Source organism: Streptomyces sp. SPB162 (genome assembly GCF_029504575.1).
Classification (GTDB): domain Bacteria; phylum Actinomycetota; class Actinomycetes; order Streptomycetales; family Streptomycetaceae; genus Actinacidiphila.
On sequence record NZ_JAQFII010000001.1, the window covers coordinates 4,689,224 to 4,712,537 of the forward strand.

A 23,314-nucleotide genomic window follows, 5' to 3' on the forward strand; every position below is an offset into this window, starting at 1 on the left:
CAATATGCACATAAAAGCGGCGGGGCTGATCGTTACCGGTCTTGTGCTCGTCACCGGATGTTCGGCGGGTTCGTCCTCGCCGAAGGCCGCGCCGACAGCCTCCGGAACGGGTCCCGCCGCCGCCCCGTCGCCGGGCGGGAGCACGGCGCCCGGTGATGACGGAGCCGCCGCCGGCACCGCCGCCGCCTTCCGCAAGTGGAAGATCAAGCCGATGGCGCCCGCCCCGGCCCCGCCGAAGGTGAAGCCGGTCAGGACGGGCTCCGGGGTGCCGCCGGTGGTCAGCGACGTGCCCACCAAGGAGAAGATCGTCTTCGTCACCTTCGACGACGGCGCAGAGAAGGACCCGAAGTTCGTCACCATGATGGGCGAACTGAAGATCCCTTTCACGATGTTCCTGACCGACGACATCATCCGGAGCGACTACGGCTACTTCAAGCCGCTCCAGAAGCTCGGCAATTCGATAATGAACCACACGCTGACGCACCCGAACCTGCGGACCGAGTCGGAATCCGCCCAGCGCCACGAGATATGCACCCAGCAGACGAAGCTGAAGGCCGAGTACGGCAGCACGCCCCGCCTCTTCCGGCCGCCCTACGGCAATCTGAACGAGGCCACCAAGACCGCCGCGAAGTCCTGCGGGCTCCAGGCGCTCATCCTGTGGCGCGAGTCCATGCAGATCAAGGGCATGCAGTACCAGCGCGGCGACAAGAAGCTGCACCCCGGCGACATCATCCTGGCCCACTTCCGCGGCCCGTCGGAGCTCAAGGGCACCTCGATGACGACGATGACCGCCAACATGCTGCGGGAGATATCCGACCAGGGCTTCACCGTGGCCCGCCTGGAGGACTACGTCTGAGCCGGCGGTGCCGCGACCGGCGGAGCCTCCATCGGCCGGCCCAGCAGCATCGACGGCGCGCCCGCCACCCGGGTCAGGAAGACCGTCACGGAGTGCGGACCCTCCAGCTTGAGCTTCCTGCGCAGCTCCTCCGGCTCGATCGCGGAGCCGCGCTTCTTGATGACGGCGACGCCGACGCCGCGCTGCCGCAGCAGCGCCTTCAACTTCTTGAGGCCGAACGGCAGCACGTCGGTGATCTCGTACGCCGTCGCGAACGGCGTCGGGCGCGGCTCGTCCGCGGTGACGTACGCGATCGTCTCGTCGATCAGCCGCCCGCCGACCTGCTCCGCGACCTCCGCGACCAGGTGCGCGCGGATCACCGCGCCATCGGGCTCGTAGAGGTACCGGCCGACCGGGCCGGCCGGCGGGTCGGGGAGCGGGTCACCGGTCCACAGGGTGGTGGCGGCGGGCAGCAGGGTGGCGCTCACCGAGCCGGGGTCCTTCCCGAACCACAGCACGGCCTCCTTCACGTCGCCGCGGTACGAGATCCACTCCGCGGCCGCGTCGTCCGGGACGACCTCGTGCGGGATGCCCGGCGCGACCTTCAGGGCGGCGACGGGCACCGCGCGGGCGGCCCCGATCGCCCAGGACAGCGTCGGCGAGTACGCCTCCGGATCAAAGATCCGCCCACCCGTCGTCGCCCGACCACCGCCCCTCACCGACTCTCCCCCAGACTCCGTCCGGGGGTACTCCCGTCGCGAGGCCCCGCCTGTTCTGCCGCCCCGCCGGGCCGGGTCGACGAAGACGGCGTCGTAGCCGTCGGTGGCGACCTCGGTCACATCGGCGCAGCGCACCTCGATGAGGTCGGCGAGCCCCAGCGACTCCGCGTTGGCCCGCGTGACCGCGCAGGTCAGCGGGTCCCGATCGACCGCCAGCACCTCCACGCCGGCCCGTGCGAGCGCGATGGCGTCCCCGCCGATACCGCAGCACAGATCGGCCAGCCGCCGTACGCCCAGGGCCTTGAAGCGCGCCGCCCGGTACTCCGCCACCTCGGTGCGGGTGGCCTGTTCCACCCCGTCGGGGGTGAAGTACATCCGGTAGGCGTCCGCCCCGAACTTCGCCTCCCCGCGCTGTCGCAGCCGTGCCTGGCCGAGCGCGGCGGACACGAGTTCCGCCGGGTGTTCCCGCCGCAGCCGGGTCGCCTCCGCCAGCTCACGGGCGGGGTCGTAGTCGCGCAAGGACCCCAGCAGGGCCTGCCCGGCGGGGGTCAGCAGCAAGGAGAACGCGTCGAGATCCACCCTCCGATTGTCCCCCGGACCGGAGGTCCCCGAGACCCTGGCGGCGGCGCTCCGTTGGCACTCCGCTTGACCGAGTGCTAAAGCCGTCCTAGTCTCAGTTCTGGCACTCAGCACTGCCGAGTGCCAGCACAACAGCGACGGGCAGGTCCGGCACCCGCGACGACGGGCCTACCAGGTCGCCACCCAGACAGACACTCCCGTTAGCCCTTTGAAGGGGGAGGTCGGAACGTGACGACCGCCAGCAGCAAGGTTGCCATCAAGCCGCTCGAGGACCGCATTGTGGTCCAGGCGCTCGAGGCTGAGCAGACCACGGCCTCCGGCCTGGTCATCCCGGACACCGCCAAGGAGAAGCCCCAGGAGGGCGTCGTCCTGGCCGTGGGCCCGGGCCGCTTCGAGGACGGTAACCGTCTTCCGCTCGACGTTTCCGTCGGCGACGTCGTGCTCTACAGCAAGTACGGCGGCACCGAGGTGAAGTACAACGGCGAGGAGTACCTCGTCCTCTCGGCCCGCGACGTTCTCGCGGTCATCGAGAAGTAGGTCTGCTTCACCACTAGCAGCAGCCGTGACCTTCCCCCGGGTGATCCGTGTCTACTGACCCGGCGCCCGGGGTTTGGTCTTTGACGAGGAAAAGACGAGGTAGGACGTAGTGCCGAAGATCCTGAAGTTTGACGAGGACGCCCGTCGCGCCCTTGAGCGTGGCGTCAACAAGCTTGCCGACACCGTGAAGGTGACGATCGGTCCCAAGGGCCGCAACGTCGTCATCGACAAGAAGTTCGGCGCGCCGACCATCACCAACGACGGTGTCACCATCGCCCGTGAGGTCGAGCTCGACGACCCGTACGAGAACCTCGGCGCCCAGCTCGTGAAGGAGGTGGCGACCAAGACCAACGACATCGCGGGTGACGGCACCACCACCGCCACCGTGCTGGCCCAGGCCCTGGTCCGCGAGGGCCTGCGCAACGTCGCCGCCGGCGCTTCCCCCGCCTCCCTGAAGAAGGGCATCGACGCCGCGGTCAAGGCTGTCTCCGAGGAGCTGCTGAAGACCGCCCGCGCGATCGAGGGCAAGGAAGACATCGCGGCCGTGGCCGGGCTGTCCGCCCAGGACAAGCAGGTCGGCGAGCTCATCGCCGAGGCGATGGACAAGGTCGGCAAGGACGGTGTCATCACCGTCGAGGAGTCCAACACCTTCGGCCTGGAGCTGGACTTCACCGAGGGCATGGCCTTCGACAAGGGCTACCTGTCGCCCTACTTCGTCAGCGACCAGGAGCGTATGGAGGCCGTCCTCGACGACCCGTACATCCTGATCCACCAGGGCAAGATCACCTCGATCCAGGACCTGCTGCCGCTCCTGGAGAAGGTCATCCAGGCCGGCGCGTCCAAGCCGCTGCTGATCATCGCCGAGGACGTCGAGGGCGAGGCGCTCTCCACCCTCGTCGTCAACAAGATCCGCGGCACCTTCAACGCCGTCGCGGTGAAGGCCCCGGGCTTCGGCGACCGCCGCAAGGCCATGCTCGGCGACATCGCCACCCTCACGGGCGCGACCGTCATCGCCGAGGAGGTCGGCCTCAAGCTCGACCAGGCCGGTCTCGACCTGCTGGGCACCGCCCGCCGCGTGACCATCACCAAGGACGACACCACCATCGTCGACGGTGCCGGTGACAAGGCCGAGATCGACGGCCGTGTCGGCCAGATCAAGGCCGAGATCGCCGGAACCGACTCCGACTGGGACCGCGAGAAGCTCCAGGAGCGCCTCGCGAAGCTCGCCGGCGGCGTCTGCGTCATCAAGGTCGGCGCGGCCACCGAGGTGGAGCTCAAGGAGAAGAAGCACCGTCTCGAGGACGCCATCTCGGCGACCCGCGCCGCGGTCGAGGAGGGCATCGTCTCCGGCGGTGGCTCCGCTCTCGTCCACGCCGTCAAGGTCCTCGAGGGCAACCTCGGCCTGTCCGGCGACGAGGCCACGGGTGTCGCGGTCGTCCGCCGCGCCGCTGTCGAGCCGCTCCGCTGGATCGCGGAGAACGCGGGCCTCGAGGGCTACGTCATCACCGCCAAGGTCGCGGAGCTGGAGGCCGGTCACGGCTTCAACGCCGCCACCAACGAGTACGGCGACCTCGTGAAGGCCGGCGTCATCGACCCGGTCAAGGTCACCCGTTCCGCGCTGGAGAACGCCGCTTCCATCGCGGCCCTGCTGCTCACGACCGAGACCCTGGTCGTCGAGAAGCCGGCCGAGGAAGAGGCGGACGCCGGTCACGGCGGCCACGGCCACTCGCACTGACGTCAGCACGTGACGAGGCCCGGCACCCCCTCGGGGATGCCGGGCCTCGCCCGTTCTCAGTTCTTCGGGTCGTACTTCCTGCCGGCCTTCGTGGAGACCCCGCTGAAGACCCGGCTGGGCAGATGCCGCGCCAGCGTGACCGCCGTCTTGTAGCGGATGTCGGGCACGCTCACCGTCTTCCCCCGCGCCAGATCGCGCAGGGCGGCGGCGACCACCTTGTCGGCGTCGAGCCACGCCCAGTCCGGCACGTTGCCGGCGTTCATCCCGGCCCGCTCGTGGAACTCGGTCCGCACGAACCCCGGGCACAGCGCCATGAACCGCACGCCGCTGCCCGCCAGTTCGGCCGCGACCCCCTCCGTGAAGCGCACCACCCACGACTTGCTCGCCGAGTAGGTGCCGCGCGGCATGAAGGCCGCCACCGAGGCGACATTGATCACGAACCCCCGGCCGCGCTCCCGCATCGCCCCCGCCGCCGCGCCCGTCAGCCGCAGCACCGCCTCGCAGTGCAGCTTCAGCATGGCCAGTTCGTCGGCCATCGGAGCATCCAGGAACGTCCCGCGGTTGCCGAACCCCGCGTTGTTGACCAGCACGTCGACCCGGTCCGCGAGCCGGGCCTCGACCGCGGCGATACCGGCCTCGTCGGTCAGGTCCGCGGCCAGCACCTCGACCGCCACCCCGTACCGCCGGCGCAGCTCCGAGGCGTACTCGTCGAGCCGCTTCTCGTCGCGGGCGACGAGGATCAGCGCGTGCCCGTCACTCGCGAGCCGGCGCGCGAAGGCGGCGCCGATCCCTGCCGTCGCGCCGGTGATCAGTGAAGTCGTCATGCCACGAAGTTATCCGAGCCGCTTGCGGATCGACTCCGCGTACGACCTGTTGATCACGTCGATCGCCACCATCGTCCGCGGCAGCAGCGCCCCCTCCGTCGTCAACGCCCGGAACAGGAACTCGACGGTCACCTCGTGATCGGGCCGCGACAGCACGGTTATCCCGTCACCGGCCCGCACGACACCCGGCTCGACGACCCGCAGGAAGGCGCCGGGCCTGGCGTCCTGGGTGAAGCGCCGCACCCAGCCCTTCTCGCCCAGCCACACGGCGAAGGTCCGGCACGGGATTCGCGGCGAGGTCACTTCCAGCACCACCTCACCGACCCGCCACCGTTCCCCGATCAGCGCGGAGTTGACCTCCACTCCGAGCGTCGTGAAGTTCTCCCCGAACACCCCGTTGGGCAACTCCCGCCCGAGCACCCCCTCCCACCGGTCCAGGTCCTCCCGCGCGAACGCGTACACGGCCTGGTCGTCCCCGCCGTGGAACCGCCGGTCGACGACGTCGTCCCCCGCGAGCCCACTCCCCGCCACCCCCTGCGGCCCCGGATCCGCCACCGCAACCGGCCCCACGACGGGCCGCTTGTCGATCCCGCTCCGCCCGGGGTCGGAGTAATCGACGTCCATCGAGCGGCCGATATTGAGCGACAGGAGTTTCGACATGCGGGCACCTTACGTTCGCCATCCCGCCCAGGCACCCTCCCGGTGGGCTCGCCTCCGGCGGGGGTGCGGATACGCCGGCCCTGCGCGGGTCGGCCCTGCGCGGGTCGGCCCTGCGCGGGTCGGTGCGCGCCGGCGGCGGGCTTCCCCCACCCGCCCGGACCGGTCACGCATGCACGCGCGTCGGCACCCGGGCCCGGCCCCCGACCCCGGTCACACCGTCCGCAGGACGGACAACACCCGCTCCACGTCAGCGGACGTGTTGTACAGATGGAAAGCGAACCGCAGGTTCCCCGCCCGCTCCGACAGCACCACCCCCGCCTCCCTCAACCCGGCCGCCGCCGCGTCCGGCAACCCCGGAACCGACACGATCGCCGACCCCGACCCACCCCCACCGATCGGCGCGAAGCCGAGACCCGACACCCCGGCCCGGAACGCCGTCGCCAGAGCCACGTCGTGCGCGTGGATCGACTCCACCCCCACCTCCTCGATCAGCGTCAGCGACGCCGCCGCCGCCACGAACCCGAGATAGGCCGGCGACGCGTCGAACCGGCGGGCCGTCGTCGCCAGGTGGGCGATCGGGCCGTAGCACGCCGCCCAGGGGTCGTCGCCGGCGTACCAGCCGGCGAACGCGGGCGAGAGGCCGTCCTCGGAGCCGGGGCGGACGGTGAGGAAGGAGACGCCGTGCGCGCCGAGGAGCCACTTGAAGGAGCCGCAGACGACGTAGTCGAAGTCGTCGGCGCGGAGCGGCAGCCAGCCGGCCGCCTGGGTGGCGTCGACGAGCGTGCGCGCACCGTACGCGGAGGCCGCGGCGCGGATCGCCGGGAGGTCGGCGACGCGGCCGTCGGCCGACTGGACGGCGCTGACGGCGACGAGCGCGGTACCCGGCCGCACCTCGGCCGCCAGCTCCGCCGGCGGCGCGGAGCGCAGCGTCAGGTCCCCGCGGCCGGCGAACGGGTTCACCAGGGAGCTGAAGTCGCCGTCGGCGACGAGCACTTCGGAGCCCGCCGGCAGCCGCGCGGCGATCTTGCCGACGCTCGTGGAGACGGTCGAGCCGATGGCGACCCGTTCGACGGAGGTGGACAGCAGCCGGGCGAAGGTCGCGCGGGCGGCGCCGACGGCGGCCTCGTACCGGTCGAGGGGCGGCCGCCCGGCGGCGCAGTCGTCGATGGCGCCGCGGAGCGCCTCGGCCGTCCGGGTGGGCGGCAGCCCCATGGTCGCGGTGTCGAGGTACGACGTGCCCGGGGCGATCGCGGAGAACGCACCGCCACCCAGCCCGACCGCCCCGAGCCCGCCATCCGTGTCATCGGTGCCGTTCGTGCCGTCAGGGGAGCCGTCCGCGCTCAGGAGAGGGTTCATACCTTCGAGCCTGCCGCTGGCCGCTCCCAAAGTCTATTGCCAGTAATTTCGAGGTATCCCCAAGCATCGCTTATGGTTGGAGGATGATCGAAGCACGTCACCTCAGGGTGCTCCGCGCCGTGGCCAGGACCGGTTCGTTCTCCGCCGCCGCCCGGGAGCTGGGCTGTACCCAGCCCGCGGTCAGCCAGCAGATGAAGGCGCTGGAGCAGTCCGCCGGGACGACCCTGCTGATCAGGACCGGCCGGGAGATGCGGCTGACCGAGGCCGGCGAGGCGCTGGTCCGGCACGCCGCCGGGATCCTGGCGGGGCTGACGGCCGCCGAGGAGGAGGTCGCGGCCATCGCGGGGCTCCGCGCCGGACGGGTGCGGCTGTCGTCGTTCCCGTCGGGCAGTTCGACGCTGGTGCCGACCGCGGTGGCCGGGATGCGCGCCGCGTACCCCGGTACCAAGATCTCGCTGGTCGAGGCGGAGCCGCCGAAGTCCGTGGAGATGCTCCGGGCGGGGGACTGCGACATCACTCTGGCCTTCCGGTACGTGGATCTGCCGACCCCGGCGGAGGAGCAGTGGGACGACCTCGTCGTCCGGCCGTTGCTGACCGACCGGCTGGTCGGGCTGGTGCCGGCCGGGCACCGGCTCGCGGCCGGGGACCGGCCGGTGCGGATCGAGGAGCTGGCGGAGGAGGAGTGGATCGCGGGCTGCCCGCGCTGCCGCCGCCATCTGGTGGAGGTCTGCGAGCGCGCGGGGTTCACCCCGCGCATCGACTTCGCGACGGACGACTATCCGGCGGTGGTGGGTCTGGTCGCGGCCGGGCTCGGTGTGGCGGTGCTGCCCGAGTTGGCGCTGGAGGCGGTGCGCCCCAAGGGCGTCGCGGTGCTGGAGGTGCTCCCGGCCGTGCAGCGCGAGGTGGTGGCCCTCACGCTGCCCGACCTGGCTCAGGTGCCGGCCGTGGACATGATGCTCGGCCGACTGGCCCGGGCAGGCCTGCGCTAGGCCGTGTCTGACAGATACCGGCGTCCGCCCGGAGGGCGGGGGCCGGGGCGTCTGGTGCGTGCGATCGCACGGCGGAGGGTCGCCCCTGTAGTGGGCGTACTGGGGCGGGCCCGACAACTGGGGGCCCCTCCCAGCGGTAGCTGGGGGAGAGCGCGCGTGCCAGGCGTCCCGGGCCAGGCGGGATGCCTGACACGGCCTAGGCACGGGCAGGCGCACGCACCTCCTCGGCCGCGAGGAACCCCAGAAGAAACGATTCTTCAGTTCGTCGGCTGCATGGTCATCAGCCGATGCCGCGAGCGGCCCATCATCTCTTCGCGCTCGTCCTCCGTCAGCCCGCCCCACACTCCGTAGGGTTCCCGGACGGCCAGTGCGTGCGTCGCGCACTCCGCGCGCACCGGGCATCGCATGCAGACCTCCTTCGCGGAGGCCTCGCGGGCACTTCTGGCGGCGCCGCGCTCACCTTCTGGGTGGAAGAACAGGGAGCTGTCGACGCCGCGGCACGCCGCGACGAGTTGCCAGTCCCATAGATCGGCGTTCGGGCCCGGAAGGCGGGAGAAGTCTGCCATTGCTCATCCCCTCGAAGGGTTTGTTGAGGAGCCAGGGTCCTGCCCGGTCGGTCCCCGGACCGTCCGCGCACTGCCGGCGGGCCCCAGGTGCTCTCGACCGTACATCTACTGTCTAAGTAGATGTAAATATGACTCATCACAAATTTAGCCGCGAACACCGCGCATCGCTCCAAAGAGCATCCGAATAGTTCAAATTCCGACATAGGACCCGTTCGGCGGGAAGTATGTCCGGCACATGGGCGCGCGAAGTGCTTCCACGTCCGCCCGGAGTGCGCCCCGTGGGCCCGCCGTGCGGCTGATCCGTATTCGTTCCCTCACGTAGAGTGCTGGCTACTGCAGCCAAACTCCGTAACTCTTTCGAGTGAGGGTCGTTGAGAGTACGGAAGTGGTTGGCGGACGAACGATTCGGGCACATGCCCGACGCCGTCAGCCCCAACGGTGAAGTTTCGTACAGCCTGGAGGCTCAACGTGACGCGGTTCAGCTGCGGAGGGCGGGCATGACTTCCGTCCTCGTCTGTGACGACTCCCCGCTCGCCCGAGAGGCCCTGCGGCGCGCGGTCGCGACCGTGCCCGGCGTCGAGCGTGTAACGACCGCGGCCAACGGCGAGGAAGTCCTCCGCCGCTGGGGCGCCGACCGCTCGGACCTCATTCTCATGGACGTCCGGATGCCCGGCCTCGGCGGTGTCGAGACCGTGCGCCGGCTGCTCTCCGCGGACCCGGGCGCCCGCATCATCATGCTCACCGTCGCCGAGGACCTGGACGGCGTGGCGCTCGCCGTCGCGGCCGGTGCCCGGGGGTACCTGCACAAGGACGCCTCGCGCGCCGAGCTGCGGGCCACCGTCACCCAGGCCCTCGCCGACCCGACCTGGCGGCTGGCCCCGCGCCGGCTGCGCTCCGCCGAGATGGGCGCCGCGCCGACCCTGACCGCGCGCGAGATCCAGGTGCTCGAAGGCATGAGCCATGGACGGTCCAACGCCGAGATCGGCCGCGAGCTGTTCCTCTCCGAGGACACCGTCAAGACGCACGCCCGGCGGCTGTTCAAGAAACTCGGCGCGTCGGACCGCGCCCACGCGGTGGCCCTCGGCTTCCGCTGGGGCCTGGTCCGCTAGGTGGACATAGGGCCATGCGCGGTGGGCTTTCGGGTGGAGCCGCTCCGCTCGTACCGGTTTTCCGAGCGAGGACGCATGCTTGACGTATGGACTTCCTCGGGGATCGGCGGGCGGGGCAGCGGGGGGACGCCGTGAAGGCGGCCGACGCCCCCGCGCATAACGCTTCGGTGCACAAGGACTCACGCGATGCGGCAGAAAGTCCTGCGGCCATGCACCATGGACCGATGCGAGACGAGGCCAACGGCGACAACGCAGCCTTCGGCGCCCTCGTCCGCCGTGCGGTCGATGGTGACGAGCAGGCGACCCACGACCTGCTGGCACTCGTGCACCCGCTGGCCGAGCGGTACTGCCGCGGCCGGCTGTCCCGATTGCCCGGTGATGCTCGTCACTTCGTGGACGACCTCGCGCAGGAGGTCTGCCTCGCCGTGCTGTGCGCGCTGCCGCGCTATCGCGACCAGGGGCGGCCGTTCGAGGCGTTCGTCTTCGCCATCGCCGCCCACAAAGTCGCGGATCTGCAGCGGGCCGCCATGCGCGGCCCGGGCAGTACCGCCGTGCCCTCCGACGAGATGCCGGAGAAGCCGGACGACTCGCTCGGTCCCGAGGAGCGCGCGCTGCTCAGCAGTGACGCGGCCTGGGCCAAGAAACTGCTCGCCAACCTCCCCGAGCACCAGCGGGAACTGGTGCTGCTCCGGGTCGCGGTCGGCCTCACCGCCGAGGAGACCGGGCAGGTGCTGGGGATGTCGCCCGGGGCTGTCCGGGTTGCCCAGCACCGCGCCCTCAGCAGGTTGCGCGCCATCGCGGAGGAGTCCGCGGAGGCCTCGACCGGCGGCGATTCCCGGGGTCTCAGCGCGTAGAACCGCTACTCAGCCGGTGCTGGTCCCCAGGTCCCGGCTCCGCAGCGGGGAATGCCGGCGGAGTCCACTAGCATTGAACAACTCGCCGGGCAAGACCATTGGGAAGGTGTCATGACTCTGAACGCCGCAGGGGTACCCGAGAAATTCGCGATGCTCGGCCTCACGTACGACGACGTGCTGCTGCTGCCGGGTGCCTCCGAGGTGCTCCCGAACCAGGTCGACACCGCCTCCCGTATCTCGCGCAACGTCCGGGTCAACATCCCGCTGCTCTCCGCCGCCATGGACAAGGTGACCGAGGCCCGGATGGCCATCGCCATGGCCCGGCAGGGCGGCGTGGGCGTGCTGCACCGCAACCTGTCGATCGAGGACCAGGTCAACCAGGTCGACCTCGTCAAGCGCTCCGAGTCCGGCATGGTGACCGACCCGATCACCGTGCACCCGGACGCGACGCTGGCCGAGGCCGACGCGCTCTGCGCCAAGTTCCGCATCAGCGGCGTCCCGGTCACCGACGCGGCGGGCAAGCTGCTCGGCATCGTCACCAACCGCGACATGGCCTTCGAGAGCGACCGCTCGCGCCAGGTGCGCGAGGTCATGACGCCCATGCCGCTGGTCACCGGCAAGGTCGGCATCTCCGGCGTGGACGCGATCGGCCTGCTGCGCCGCCACAAGATCGAGAAGCTTCCGCTGGTCGACGACGAGGGCCGGCTCAAGGGCCTGATCACCGTCAAGGACTTCGTCAAGGCCGAGAAGTACCCGCTCGCCGCCAAGGACGCCGAGGGCCGGCTGCTGGTCGGCGCGGCCGTCGGCGCCAGCCCCGAGGCGCTGGAGCGCGCCCAGGGCCTGGTCGCGGCCGGTGTGGACTTCCTGATCGTGGACACCTCGCACGGCCACAACAGCAACGCGCTGAGCTGGATCTCCAAGATCAAGTCGAGCGTGTCGGTGGACGTCATCGGCGGCAACATCGCCACCCGTGACGGTGCCCAGGCCCTGATCGACGCGGGCGCGGACGGCGTCAAGGTCGGCGTCGGCCCCGGCTCCATCTGCACCACCCGCGTGGTCGCCGGCATCGGCGTCCCGCAGGTCACCGCGATCTACGAGGCGGCCGTGGCCTGTCAGGCCGCGGGTGTCCCCGTCATCGGCGACGGCGGCCTGCAGTACTCCGGCGACATCGGCAAGGCCCTCGCGGCCGGCGCCGACACCGTGATGCTGGGCAGCCTGCTGGCCGGTTGCGAGGAGAGCCCCGGTGAGCTGCTCTTCATCAACGGCAAGCAGTTCAAGTCGTACCGCGGCATGGGTTCGCTCGGGGCGATGCAGTCCCGTGGCCAGGGACTGTCCTACTCCAAGGACCGCTACTTCCAGGCCGAGGTCTCCTCGGACGACAAGCTCGTCCCCGAGGGCATCGAGGGCCAGGTCCCGTACCGCGGCCCGCTCTCCGCGGTGCTGCACCAGCTGGTCGGCGGCCTGCGCCAGACCATGGGCTACGTCGGCGCCGCCAGCATCGACGAGATGGCGACCAAGGGCCGCTTCGTGCGGATCACCTCCGCCGGCCTCAAGGAGAGCCACCCGCACGACATCCAGATGACCGTCGAGGCGCCGAACTACCACGGCCGCTGACCGACGGGCGAACGTCGGCGCAAGCCCGCGGACCGATGGTCTGCGGGCTTCCGCCTGTCCGCTCGGGGATACTGGGCGGGTAGACCAGCGAAGAAGGGCCAACAGTGACTGAGATCGAGATCGGGCGGGGCAAGCGCGGCCGCAGGGCGTACGCATTCGACGACATCGCCGTCGTCCCCAGCCGCCGTACCCGGGACCCGAAGGAGGTCTCGATCGCCTGGCAGATCGACGCCTACCGCTTCGAGCTCCCCTTCCTCGCCGCCCCGATGGACTCCGTGGTCTCCCCCGAGACCGCGATCCGCATCGGCAACCTGGGCGGGGTGGGCGTGCTCAACCTCGAGGGCCTGTGGACCCGGTACGACGACCCGGAGCCGCTGCTCGCCGAGATCGCCGAACTGGACGAGACGGCCGCGACCGCCCGCCTCCAGGAGATCTACGCCGCGCCGATCAGGGAAGAGCTGATCGGGCAGCGCATCAAGGAGGTGCGTGACGCCGGTGTCGTCACCGCCGCCGCGCTCTCCCCGCAGCGCACCGCGCAGTTCTCGAAGGCCGTCGTGGACGCGGGCGTGGACATCTTCGTGATCCGCGGCACCACGGTGTCGGCCGAGCACGTCTCGGGCTCGCACGAGCCGCTCAACCTCAAGCAGTTCATCTACGAGCTGGACGTTCCGGTGATCGTCGGCGGCTGCGCCACCTACACCGCCGCGTTGCACCTCATGCGGACCGGCGCCGCCGGTGTGCTGGTCGGTTTCGGCGGTGGCGCCGCGCACACCACGCGCGCCGTGCTCGGCATCCAGGTCCCGATGGCGACCGCCGTCGCCGACGTCGCGGCCGCCCGCCGCGACTACATGGACGAGTCCGGCGGCCGGTACGTGCACGTCATCGCCGACGGCGGCTTCGGCTCCAGCGGCGACCTGCCGAAGGCGATCGCCTGCGGCGCCGACGCCGTGATGATGGGCTCGCCGCTGGCCCGTGCCACGGACGCGCCGGGGCGTGGCTTCCACTGGGGCATGGAGGCGGTCAACCCGGAACTGCCGCGCGGCAAGCGGATGAACCTCGGCACCGCCGGTACGACGGAGGAGATCCTGCTCGGCCCGTCGCACGCGCCGAACGGCTCGATGAACTTCTTCGGCGCGCTGCGCCGCTCGATGGCGACGACGGGTTACTCGGACCTGAAGGAGTTCCAGCGGGTCGAGGTCACGGTGTCGCCGGCGCACCGGCGCTGACGCGCCGGCATTCTGACGCGAAGGGGTCCGGACCGCGATCGCGGTCCGGACCCCTTCGCGCTGGGGGCGTGCGGGCTCCGTCAGCCCGCTACGCGCTTGGCCCCGCCGAACGCGGCGACGGCGCCGAAGGCGAAGAAGAGGACGCTCAGCACATCGCTGTCCGCTTTCCACGCGTCGAAGACGAGCTTGGTGTGGTCGAAGATGAGGTCCGTCACGGAGAGACCGGACAGCTTGGCGCCGATCAGCGCCTCGCCGAAGTACTGGCCGAGGAAGATACCGGCCAGTGCGAGCACGGCGGCGAACACGGGCAGCGCCGCATTGCGGCCGCCGACCTTGCCGATCACGAGCCCGATGAGCGCGCCGACGCCCACCGCGGCGTAGCCGATCTCGTGCTCGGTCAGCCGGATGATCCCCCCGTAGGCGGCCGCCGCGGCCAGCATGACCACGACGCCGGCCAGGATGCCGAGTCCCATGTTCTCCCGGGCGGGCGGCAGCGGGGCCGGGGGCGGGTAGCCGCCGAAGCCGCCGGGCTGCTGGCCCTGCTGGGGGAACCCGCCCGGCTGGGGCTGGCCGAACGGGTTGCCGCCCTGCGGGGGCTGCTGGCCGTAGGGGTTGGCGCCCTGCTGCGGTGGCGGTGGGTACGACTGGCTCACGGTGGGTCCCCCGGGGATGGAAGGTTTGGATCGCACAGACGTGTTGTGTGCGAACGACGGCCCCGAAGGCTAGCAGTCCGATATGACAGTGCGACAAGCCGTTTCAGCGGGCCGTTACGCGACCGCTACCGGTCCGCTACAAGCGGGCGGCGGCTCCCACGGGGGTCGCTCCGCGGGTGTCGAGGAGCAACTGGGCCTTGACGGCGAGGCCTTGGAGATCGTAGGTGCGGTGGTGCTGCAGCAGGAGCGTCAGATCGGCGTCGGCCGCGGCTTCCCAGAGGGAGTCGGCGCGGGGGATGGGGCGGTCCAGGACGCGCCACTCGGGGACGTAGGGGTCGTGGTAGCAGATCTGGGCGCCCAGTTCGATGAGCCGGGAGCCGATCTCGCGGGCGGGGGCGTTCTCCTGGTCGGCCAGGTCGGCCTTGTACGTGACGCCGAGCAGCAGGACGCGGGCGCCGCGCAGTGACTTGCCGTGCTCGTTCAGCAGGGCGGCGGCGCGCTGGACGACGTAGCGCGGCATACGGCCGTTGACCTCCTGGGCCAGCTCGACGATGCGCAGCGGGTAGCCGGGGGTGCGGGCGCGGGTGGCGACGTGGTTCGGGTCGAGGGCGACGCCCGGTCCGCCGACGCCGGGGCCCGGCCGGAAGGCCTGGAACCCGAACGGCTTGGTCTCCGCGCAGCGGATGACGTCCCACAGGTCGACGCCGACGTCGTGGCAGAAGACCGCCATCTCGTTGGCGAAGGCGATGTTGACGTGCCGGTAGTTGGTCTCCAGCAGCTTGACGGTCTCGGCCTCGCGCAGCCCGCGGGCCCGGACGACGCGTTCGACGAAGCGCCCGTAGAAGGCGGCGGCGGCTTCCGTGCACGCGGGGGTGTAACCACCGATGACTTTGGGGGTGTTGGGGATGTGGTGGTCCCGGCTGCCGGGGTCGACGCGGCTGGGGGAGTAGGCGAGGTGGAAGTCGCGGCCGGCCCGCAGGCCGGACTCCTCCAGGATCGGGAGGAGGACTTCCTCGGTGGTGCCGGGGTAGGCGGTGGATTCCAACACCACGGTGGTGTGGGCCCGCAGATGCGTGGCGAGCGCTCGTGCGGCGGCCGACACTGCGCTGAGGTCGAGGGCGCGGTCGGCGCCGAGCGGGGTGGGTGCGCAGATCACCGCGGTCCTCACCCGGCCGAGTACGGAGGGGTCGGAGGTGGCGCGGAATCCGGTGGCGAGCAGGCGGCGGATGTCGGCGGCGGCGAGGGAGCCGGCCGGGACGCGGCCGGCGTTGATGTCGGCGGCGGTCTTCTCGTCGGCGTCGTATCCGATGACGCCGACTCCGGCGGCGGCGGCCGCTTGGGCGAGGAGGATCCCGGCGCGGCCGAGTCCGATGACGGCGAGGTCTGCGGGCATGGGGGTCAGTCCTCTCCCTAACGCCACGAATGGCTTGAAAACAGGCTAACCAGACATAAGGCTGATATGACTGCACGGCGCGCCGGTATCGCGGGGGTACCGCTCCACCTGCCGCTCCACGGACGAGGCGCCGGTACGGGGGCGCCGGAACCTGCAGAGGTGGCTGTCCGACCTTGTGGCGGTCACTATCGAGTGACGGGGCGCACGCACCTGCTCCACAACAGGAGGCACGAATGCGGACGACAACACTGGGCCCGGCACAGCGCGAGGCGGCTCTCGCCCGGATGGCGGACGAGGAGCTCGACATCCTGGTCGTGGGCGGCGGCGTCGTCGGCGCCGGTACCGCGCTCGACGCGGCGACCCGCGGGCTGTCGACCGGTCTGGTCGAGGCGCGGGACTGGGCGTCCGGCACCTCCAGCCGTTCCAGCAAGCTGATCCACGGTGGTCTGCGCTACCTGGAGATGCTCGACTTCACCCTGGTGCGCGAGGCGCTCAAGGAGCGCGGCCTGCTGCTGGAGCGGCTCGCACCGCACCTGGTGAAGCCCGTGCCGTTCCTCTACCCGCTGCAGCACAAGGGCTGGGAGCGGTTCTACGCCGGCTCCGGTGTCGCCCTGTACGACGCGATGTCGTTCTCGTCGGGACACGGCCGCGGGCTGCCCGTCCACCGCCACCTCACCCGTAAGCACGCGTTGCGGGTCGCCCCCGCCCTCAAGAAGGACGCCCTGGTCGGCGCGTTGCAGTACTACGACGCGCAGATGGACGACGCGCGCTACGTCACGACGCTGGTGAGGACCGCCTCGGCGTACGGCGCCCAGGTCGCCAACCGGGCGCGGGTGATCGGCTTCCTGCGCGAGGGCGAACGCGTGGTCGGCGCCAAGGTGGAGGACGTGGAGGGCGGGGCTGAGTACGAGGTCCGCGCCAAGCAGGTCGTGAACGCGACCGGGGTGTGGACGGACGACACCCAGTCGCTGATCGGCGAGCGCGGGCAGTTCCACGTCAGGGCCTCCAAGGGGATCCACCTGGTCGTGCCGAAGGACCGCATCCACTCCACGACCGGCCTGATCCTGCGGACCGAGAAGAGCGTGCTCTTCGTGATCCCGTGGGGCCGGCACTGGATCGTCGGCACCACCGACACCGACTGGGACCTGGACAAGGCGCACCCGGCCGCGTCCAGCGCCGACATCGACTACCTGCTCGAACACGTCAACTCCGTCCTCCACACCCCCTTGACCAGGGATGACGTGCAGGGCGTGTACGCGGGGCTGCGGCCGCTGTTGGCCGGCGAGTCGGACGCGACGAGCAAGCTCTCGCGCGAGCACACCGTGGCGCACCCGCTGCCGGGCCTGGTGGTCGTCGCGGGCGGGAAGTACACGACGTACCGGGTGATGGCGAAGGACGCGGTGGACGAGGCCGTGCACGGGCTGGACCACCGCGTCGCGGAGTGCATCACCGAGGAAGTGCCGCTGGTCGGCGCCGAGGGCTACCACGCGCTGTGGAACGCGCGGGCCCGGCTGGCCGCCCGCACGGGGCTGCACGTCGCCCGGATCGAACACCTGCTCAACCGGTACGGCGCGCTCACCGAGGAGGTCCTGCAGCTCATCGTGGAGGATCCCTCGCTGGGCGACCCGCTGCCCGCCGCCGAGGACTATCTGCGGGCCGAGATCGTGTACGCGGCGTCGCACGAGAGCGCCCGGCACCTCGACGACGTCCTGACCCGCAGGACCCGTATCTCGATCGAGACCTTCGACCGCGGCGTCCGGAGCGCCCGCGAGGCCGCCGAACTCATGGCACCCGTCCTGGGCTGGGACAAGGGCCAGATCGAGAAGGAGGTCGAGCACTACCAGAAGCGCGTCGAGGCGGAGCGCGAGTCGCAGCGGCAGCCCGACGACACCACCGCGGACGCCGCACGGTTGGGAGCGCCGGATATCGTTCCCCTTTAGACCAGCGGGGGAGCAGAGGGGCGCATGGTGTCTGATCACGCGGAGGCGGGACGGCTCGTGGCCGGCCGGTACCGGCTGGTGGAGCGGATAGGCCGCGGGGGCATGGGCACCGTGTGGCGCGCCGAGGACGAACTGCTCGGCCGCCAGGTGGCGGTGAAGAAGCTGCACCCCCCGCAGCCCCATCTGCACGAGGACGAACTGGCCACCATCTTCGAGCGCACGCGCCGGGAGGCGCGTGCCGCCGCCCGGATCAGCCACCCGAACGTCATCGTCGTGCACGACGTGGTGGACGACGCGGGCCTGCCGTCCATCGTCATGGAGTACGTACCGTCCATGACGCTGGGCGAGGTGCTGAAGAAGGACGGCGCGTTGCCGCCCGTGGAGGCGGCGCGGATCGGCCGCGGCATGGTCGCCGCGCTGCGGGCCGCGCATCGCGCCGGGGTGCTGCACCGCGACGTGAAGCCGGGCAACGTGCTGCTCGGCGAGGACGGCCGGGTGGTGCTGACCGACTTCGGCATCGCGCAGGCGTCCGGCACCTCGACGCTCACCCGCACCGGCGAGCTGATCGGCTCGATCGACTTCCTCTCGCCGGAGCGCATCAAGGGTCAGCAGCCCGGCCCCGCGGGCGACCTGTGGGCGCTGGGGGCGACGCTCTACCAGGCGGTGGAGGGCACTTCGCCGTTCCGCCGGGACACCGCGATCGAGACCGCGTACGCCATCTCCGAGGACCCGGTGCTGCCCGCCGCCAACGCCGGGCCGCTGGAACACGTCATCGCCGGGCTGCTCGCCAAGGACCCGGCCGAGCGGATGTCGGCGGAGGAGGCCGAACAACTGCTGCGGCTGCCGGCCGGCGACGCGGACACCACGCGGTTCGCCCGCGGCCACACCGGGGCGCACACGACCCCGCGCGCCGTCTCCCGGACCGCCCGGCCGCCGGAACCCGTGCGCCAGACCGCCCCGGTGACGGTCCACCACGGCGCGGAGCCGGTCCCTGACGCCTCCACGGCAGCTTCCGGTGCCCCGCCGGCCGCCGCTCCCCGGCCGCGGCGCAGGGGGCGCTGGGTCGTCGCCCTGCTCACCGTCGCCGCCGTCGCCGCCGGCGGGACCGCGGCCTTCGCGTACTTCCGGGACGGGGGCGAGCCCACGGCGTCGAAGAAGCAACCCACCGTGCCGCGGACAGCGGCCCCCAGCCCCTCGCCGTCCACGAGCAAGGCCCCGCCGCCGGTCCCGAAGAACTACCGGCTGGTCACGGAGGCCGCCAAGGGCTACTCCGTGCCCGTGCCGAAGGGTTGGCGGCGCTCGGTGGCGGACGGTGAGATCAACTACATCGATCCGACCGGGCTCGTGGGGCTCAAGGTCAGCGTCCTGGACTACGCCGGACCCGACCACCTGGCGCACTTCAAGTCCCTGGAGACCAAGGTGCGCGAGACCCTGGGCGGCTACCACCAGGAACGTATGCAGCCGACGGCCGTATTCGGACAGAACGCCGCCATATGGCAGTTCACGTTCAAAGGCAGTAAACGCGACTATCGGGCCATAGATCTGGGTTTTGGGAAGGAAGGCGAACGCGAGTACGCCATCTACCTCTCCGCTCCCAAGTCCCAATGGGACGAGTACAAGCCGGTGTTCGACAACGCGGTGGCCGGTTTCAGGCCGTCCGCGCAGTAAGCCGGGTTCGCTTCGAAGGCCTCCGGTCGGCGATGATGGGACTCACATCACCAGTGACCGCAGGGGAATTCATGGGCCAGGCGCAAGGCACCGACGGACGTCTCCTCGCCGACCGGTACCGGCTCGGCGAGGTCCTCGGCAAGGGCGGCATGGGAACAGTCTGGCGCGCGGAGGACGAAACCCTCGGCCGAACCGTCGCCGTCAAGGAGTTGCGCTTCCCCGGAAATGTCGACGAGGACGAGAAGCGCCGGCTGATCACCCGCACCCTGCGCGAGGCGAAGGCCACCGCGCGGATCCGCGGCACCGGCGCGGTCACCGTGTTCGATGTCGTCGAGGAGGACGACCGGCCGTGGATCGTCATGGAACTGGTCGAGGGCCGCTCGCTGTCCGACGCCATCCGTGAGGACGGCCCGCTGACTCCCCAGCGCGCGGCCGAGGTCGGCCTGGTGGTGCTGGACGTGCTGAAGGCCGCGCACAAGGAGGGCATCCTCCACCGCGACGTCAAGCCGTCCAACGTCCTCATCGCGGACGACGGCCGCGTGGTGCTCAGCGACTTCGGCATCGCGCAGATCGACGGCGACCCCTCCGTCACCTCGACCGGCATGCTCGTCGGTGCCCCCTCGTACATCTCGCCGGAACGCGCCCGCGGTCAGAAGCCGGGCCCGCCGGCGGACCTGTGGTCGCTCGGCGCCCTGCTGTACGCCTCGGTCGAGGGCCGGCCGCCCTACGACAAGGGCTCGGCCATCGCCACCCTGACCGCGGTCATGACCGAGCCGGTCGGCCCCATGGAGAACGCCGGCCCGCTCGCCGACGCCATCAACGGCCTGCTCATCAAGGACCCGGCGGAGCGGCTGGACGACGCGGGCGTACGCACCCTGCTCACCCGCGTCGTCGACGCGCCGCTGCGGCCGGTCGCCCCGGCGTCCGAAGACCTGGGGAACTCCGCGACGCGCGTCGTCACGCTGCCGCCGGACCCGCAGCCGACCCCGACCGACGCGCCCCCCGCCGCCCGCAAGGCCGCCGCCGACCAGGCCCGGGTCCGCAACGCCCTGCGCTCGATGCGCGGCGCGGCCGCGGCCGCCGGCTCCGCCACCGCGGCCACCGCCGCCAAGGCGGCGAAGGCGGCGAAGCCGAGACCGGCGGCCGAGCCGGGCGAGCCCGACACCGGGCCGAAGGCGCCGCGAGCGCCGATCACCGACGTCGTACCGCGCCGGGTACTGATCATCGCCGCCATCGCCGTCGCACTCGCCGTCCTCGGCACCGTGATCGGTTTCGCACTGGCCAACGCGGGCGACGGGGACCAGACGCCCGACTCCAAGCCCGGTGCCACGTCCTCCACTCCGGGCAAGGTGGGCGACGGCAAGGCGTCGCCCACCCCGTCGAAGGGCAGCACCGGCACGCCGAGCGGGCCGGCCTCGAGCAATCCGGGCGGCACCGGGGGGACGAGCACGGGCACCAGCGCGGGGACGAGCTCGGGCACCTCCGGGAACCCGCCGGCGGGCACGGGGAACAACGTGCCGGCCGGCTACAGGGTCGTGACCGCGGGCCACTTCTCCATAGCCCTTCCCGCGGGCTGGCACCAGACCGGCAGCGCGGGCAAGGACAGCCTCATATTCAGCGCTGACGGCGGCTTCCCGCGGGTCCAGATCGACTTCACCGACCAGCCGGGCAAGGACGCGGCCGCCGCCTGGTACGACATCGAGCCCTCGGTGGGCTCCAGCAGCAGCGGCTACCGCCTGCTGGGGATCGAGAAGGTCGACTTCAACGGCTACCGCACCGCGGCCGACTGGAACTTCCTGCGGACGGAGAAGGGCGGCCTCAAGGCCCGTGTCCTGAACCGCGGGTTCGTCGTCAACGACCACCAGGGTTTCGCCATCATGTTCTCCGCGCCCGCCGATCAGTGGGACTCGGCGGCCATCCAGCAGATGCGCGAGACGTTCTTCAACACCTTCAAACCGGGTAACTGATCTGCGCAGAGCGGGTCACGGGGCATGCCTCCGGCACGTATCGTGAAAACCGGCGGACTCTCCGCATCCAGATTGCATCCGGACCGGACCGGATCTGACGCTTTTGGGGAGGCGTCGTGGACGAATACGCGGGTCGCGTACTCGCCGACCGCTACCGCCTGCCCCGGCCGCCCGCGGACGAGTACGAACTGGTCGAGACGCGCGCCTTCGACACGTACAGCGGCCAGGAGGTACTGGTCCGCCAGGTGTTGCTGCCGGAGGTCGTCAGCGCGGAACTGATCAGTCCTGGACAGCATGAGGGCGACCTGGGCCACGGTGCCGACCGTATGAGCGACAGCGCCCAGCGGGCGCTGGACGCCGCGCGCGCCGCCGCCGCGATACCCGACCACCCACGCCTGGTGCAGGTCTTCGACATCTTCGTCGAGGACGGCAGCCTGTGGATCGCCAGCGAGCTGGTCAACGCGCGGCCGCTCGCGTCCTTACTCGTCGACAAGCGGCTCGGCCACTACCGCGCCGCCGAGATCGCCTCGGACGTGCTCGTCGCGCTGCGCGTCCTGCACGCCTACGGCTGGACCCACCGCAACGTCACCGCCGGCACCGTCCTGGTCTGCGACGACGGCCGCGCCATGCTGTCGGGGCTGGCGGCCGGCGCCGCGCAGGAGGCGCTGTGCGGCTACGACCCGGTCCCGGCGGAAGTGATGGCCGGAGGGAACAGCGCCGGCTGGGGCGGACCCGACTCCACGCTGGAGCAGGAGCGGGCCCGGCAGGCCCGTATCACCGTCGTCGGGCCGGTCACCGAGCGCTGGGCGCCGGAACAGGCCACCCCGGTCCATGAGAACTGGCAGCTCGCGCCGCCCGTCGGCCCCGCGGTCGACCTGTGGGCGCTGGGCACGCTGCTCTTCCGCAGCGTCCAGGGCCACCCGCCCTACCCCGAGGAGAGCGCCCCGGAGCTCGTCCAGATGGTCTGCGCGGAGCCGCCCGCCTTCGCCGAGGAGAGCGGGCCGCTGCGGCCCATCGTCGAGTCGCTGCTGCGCCCCGACCCCGAGGAGCGTCCGGAGTTCGACGAACTGGAGGGCTGGCTCCGCTCCTTGATCCGGTCCGCGCCCGAGCCCGACCTGGGGCTGCGTACGGTGCCGGTCCCGACGGATCCCCGCAAGCTGCCGATCGTCCGGCGCAGGGGCGAGCTGGTCCGCCGCCGCAGGTCCGCCGCGGCCGCCTCGGCCGACGGGCTGTCCGGTACGACCCACCGGCGCCACGCACGGGTCGCCCCGGCGCGGCAGGGCCGGACGAAGGAGCCGAAGGCTGCGAAACAGAAGGCGGCGAGGCAGCGCGGTCCGCGCAGCCTGGGCGCGCGGCTGCTCATCCTGGTGCTGCTCCTGCTGGTCGCGGTGATCGCGTACGCGCTGGTGATGATGCCCCGCAACACCACCGACGACGGCAGCGGGGGCGGTTCGGCCAACCGGACGGTCCCGGCCCGGATGCCGGGCTCCGGCTCGGACGACAAGACCGCCACCAAGGCCCCCACCACCGCGCCGAGCACGGCCCCGACGTCCGCGAAGCCGACACCCGGCAAGCAGCCCCCGGCGACGAGCCCCCAGCCGGACACGGACCTCGGCGGCGACTTCGCGCTGCGCACGGACGAGGCGGGATTCACGGTCGCCGTGCACACCGGCTGGCAGCGTCAGGGCAAGAACGCCCAGGACCAGGTCCGGTACACCGGCGGCGACTTCCAGCTGATCGTGGTCCCCGGCCGCGACACGGCCTCCGACGCGGGCAGCGACCCCATGGCGTACCAGGGGAACGAACCCGAGCTGGCGCCGTTCCGCGCCTCGCAGTGGGCCTCGGCCGGCGCGCTGCGGACGCTCGACGTGAACGGATCGCCCGCCGCCGAGGGCGAGTACAGCTGGCGGGACGCCAACGGCCACCAGGTCTACGCCCGCAATCTCGCGCTGCTCCAGGACGGCAAGTACCACCTGGTCCTGGTGATCGGCCCGGACGCCCAGCGGGCCGACGTCCAGCGCATCTTCGACAAGGCGGCGGAGACGTACCGCACCGACTGAGACCCGCCGCCGCCCGGTGCCGCGACAGGG

Annotated in this window: 19 protein-coding genes; 12 read left to right on the top strand and 7 right to left on the bottom strand. The window is 71.5% G+C overall.

Features of this window, described 5'->3' with window-relative positions; all coding sequences use genetic code 11:
• Positions 1 to 4 precede the first annotated feature (4 nt).
• Positions 5 to 856, top strand: a complete 852-nt coding sequence (locus M2266_RS21600; protein ID WP_277439655.1) for a polysaccharide deacetylase family protein — start codon at positions 5 to 7, stop codon at positions 854 to 856.
• Here the strand turns inward: M2266_RS21600 and M2266_RS21605 are convergent.
• Positions 847 to 2,133, bottom strand: a complete 1,287-nt coding sequence (locus M2266_RS21605) for a class I SAM-dependent methyltransferase (RefSeq protein WP_277439656.1) — start codon at positions 2,131 to 2,133, stop codon at positions 847 to 849. The two genes, M2266_RS21600 and M2266_RS21605, sit on opposite strands and share 10 nt — an antisense overlap.
• A 228-nt stretch (positions 2,134 to 2,361) precedes the next feature.
• Between M2266_RS21605 and groES the strand changes: the two genes are divergently transcribed.
• Positions 2,362 to 2,670: a co-chaperone GroES gene (gene groES / locus M2266_RS21610; RefSeq protein ID WP_138352939.1), complete on the top strand. Its 309-nt coding sequence runs from the start codon at positions 2,362 to 2,364 to the stop codon at positions 2,668 to 2,670.
• 109 nt (positions 2,671 to 2,779) lie between these two features.
• Positions 2,780 to 4,405, top strand: a complete 1,626-nt coding sequence (gene groL, locus M2266_RS21615; protein WP_277439657.1) for a chaperonin GroEL — start codon at positions 2,780 to 2,782, stop codon at positions 4,403 to 4,405.
• 56 nt (positions 4,406 to 4,461) lie between these two features.
• On the opposite strand, the gene M2266_RS21620 is transcribed toward groL, so the two are convergent.
• The 3 genes from M2266_RS21620 to M2266_RS21630 form a co-directional block, all read right to left on the bottom strand.
• Complete coding sequence (locus M2266_RS21620) at positions 4,462 to 5,229, bottom strand: SDR family oxidoreductase (RefSeq protein WP_277439658.1); 768 nt, start codon at positions 5,227 to 5,229, stop codon at positions 4,462 to 4,464.
• A 9-nt stretch (positions 5,230 to 5,238) separates the two neighbouring features.
• A complete protein-coding gene (locus tag M2266_RS21625) occupies positions 5,239 to 5,889 on the bottom strand; it encodes an MOSC domain-containing protein (RefSeq protein WP_277439659.1) in 651 nt (216 codons plus the stop codon).
• 210 nt (positions 5,890 to 6,099) lie between these two features.
• A complete protein-coding gene (locus M2266_RS21630) occupies positions 6,100 to 7,245 on the bottom strand; it encodes an aminotransferase class V-fold PLP-dependent enzyme (protein WP_277439660.1) in 1,146 nt (381 codons plus the stop codon).
• An 83-nt stretch (positions 7,246 to 7,328) separates the two neighbouring features.
• Here M2266_RS21630 and M2266_RS21635 point away from each other — a divergent pair, with 83 nt between their 5' ends.
• Positions 7,329 to 8,234 carry a LysR family transcriptional regulator gene (locus tag M2266_RS21635; RefSeq protein WP_277439661.1) on the top strand — a complete coding sequence of 302 codons (906 nt, stop codon included), beginning with the start codon at positions 7,329 to 7,331 and terminating at the stop codon, positions 8,232 to 8,234.
• Positions 8,235 to 8,491: 257 nt separating this feature from the next.
• Here M2266_RS21635 and M2266_RS21640 read toward each other — a convergent pair whose 3' ends face one another.
• Positions 8,492 to 8,800 (bottom strand): WhiB family transcriptional regulator, encoded by a 309-nt coding sequence (locus M2266_RS21640; RefSeq protein WP_277439662.1) that lies wholly within the window; start codon positions 8,798 to 8,800, stop codon positions 8,492 to 8,494.
• A gap of 497 nt (positions 8,801 to 9,297) precedes the next feature.
• Between M2266_RS21640 and M2266_RS21645 the strand changes: the two genes are divergently transcribed.
• The 4 genes from M2266_RS21645 (at position 9,298) to M2266_RS21660 (ending at position 13,603) form a co-directional block, all read left to right on the top strand.
• Positions 9,298 to 9,909, top strand: a complete 612-nt coding sequence (locus M2266_RS21645) for a response regulator transcription factor (RefSeq protein ID WP_003948568.1) — start codon at positions 9,298 to 9,300, stop codon at positions 9,907 to 9,909.
• Between the two features lie 224 nt (positions 9,910 to 10,133).
• Positions 10,134 to 10,763, top strand: a complete 630-nt coding sequence (locus tag M2266_RS21650; RefSeq protein ID WP_277439663.1) for a sigma-70 family RNA polymerase sigma factor — start codon at positions 10,134 to 10,136, stop codon at positions 10,761 to 10,763.
• A 111-nt stretch (positions 10,764 to 10,874) separates the two neighbouring features.
• On the top strand, positions 10,875 to 12,377 hold the full coding sequence (gene guaB, locus M2266_RS21655) for an IMP dehydrogenase (RefSeq protein ID WP_250977303.1): 1,503 nt from the start codon (positions 10,875 to 10,877) through the stop codon (positions 12,375 to 12,377).
• A 104-nt stretch (positions 12,378 to 12,481) separates the two neighbouring features.
• Positions 12,482 to 13,603: a GuaB3 family IMP dehydrogenase-related protein gene (locus M2266_RS21660; protein ID WP_277439664.1), complete on the top strand. Its 1,122-nt coding sequence runs from the start codon at positions 12,482 to 12,484 to the stop codon at positions 13,601 to 13,603.
• 80 nt (positions 13,604 to 13,683) lie between these two features.
• Here the strand turns inward: M2266_RS21660 and M2266_RS21665 are convergent, their stop codons facing one another.
• Positions 13,684 to 14,256, bottom strand: coding sequence for a hypothetical protein (locus M2266_RS21665; protein ID WP_277439665.1), 573 nt, complete (start codon positions 14,254 to 14,256; stop codon positions 13,684 to 13,686).
• Between the two features lie 136 nt (positions 14,257 to 14,392).
• Positions 14,393 to 15,649 carry a nucleotide sugar dehydrogenase gene (locus M2266_RS21670; protein ID WP_277439666.1) on the bottom strand — a complete coding sequence of 419 codons (1,257 nt, stop codon included), beginning with the start codon at positions 15,647 to 15,649 and terminating at the stop codon, positions 14,393 to 14,395.
• A 233-nt stretch (positions 15,650 to 15,882) separates the two neighbouring features.
• On the opposite strand from M2266_RS21670, the gene M2266_RS21675 reads away from it, so the two are divergent.
• The 4 genes from M2266_RS21675 to M2266_RS21690 all read left to right on the top strand — a co-directional run bounded on the left by M2266_RS21675 (position 15,883) and on the right by M2266_RS21690 (position 23,284).
• Positions 15,883 to 17,589 (top strand): glycerol-3-phosphate dehydrogenase/oxidase, encoded by a 1,707-nt coding sequence (locus M2266_RS21675; RefSeq protein WP_277439667.1) that lies wholly within the window; start codon positions 15,883 to 15,885, stop codon positions 17,587 to 17,589.
• 24 nt (positions 17,590 to 17,613) lie between these two features.
• Entirely contained in the window at positions 17,614 to 19,257 is a 1,644-nt protein-coding gene (locus tag M2266_RS21680) for a serine/threonine-protein kinase (RefSeq protein WP_277439668.1), read from the top strand.
• Between the two features lie 71 nt (positions 19,258 to 19,328).
• Complete coding sequence (locus M2266_RS21685; protein WP_277439669.1) at positions 19,329 to 21,224, top strand: serine/threonine-protein kinase; 1,896 nt, start codon at positions 19,329 to 19,331, stop codon at positions 21,222 to 21,224.
• 116 nt (positions 21,225 to 21,340) lie between these two features.
• Positions 21,341 to 23,284, top strand: coding sequence for a protein tyrosine kinase (locus M2266_RS21690; protein WP_277439670.1), 1,944 nt, complete (start codon positions 21,341 to 21,343; stop codon positions 23,282 to 23,284).
• Positions 23,285 to 23,314 lie beyond the last annotated feature (30 nt).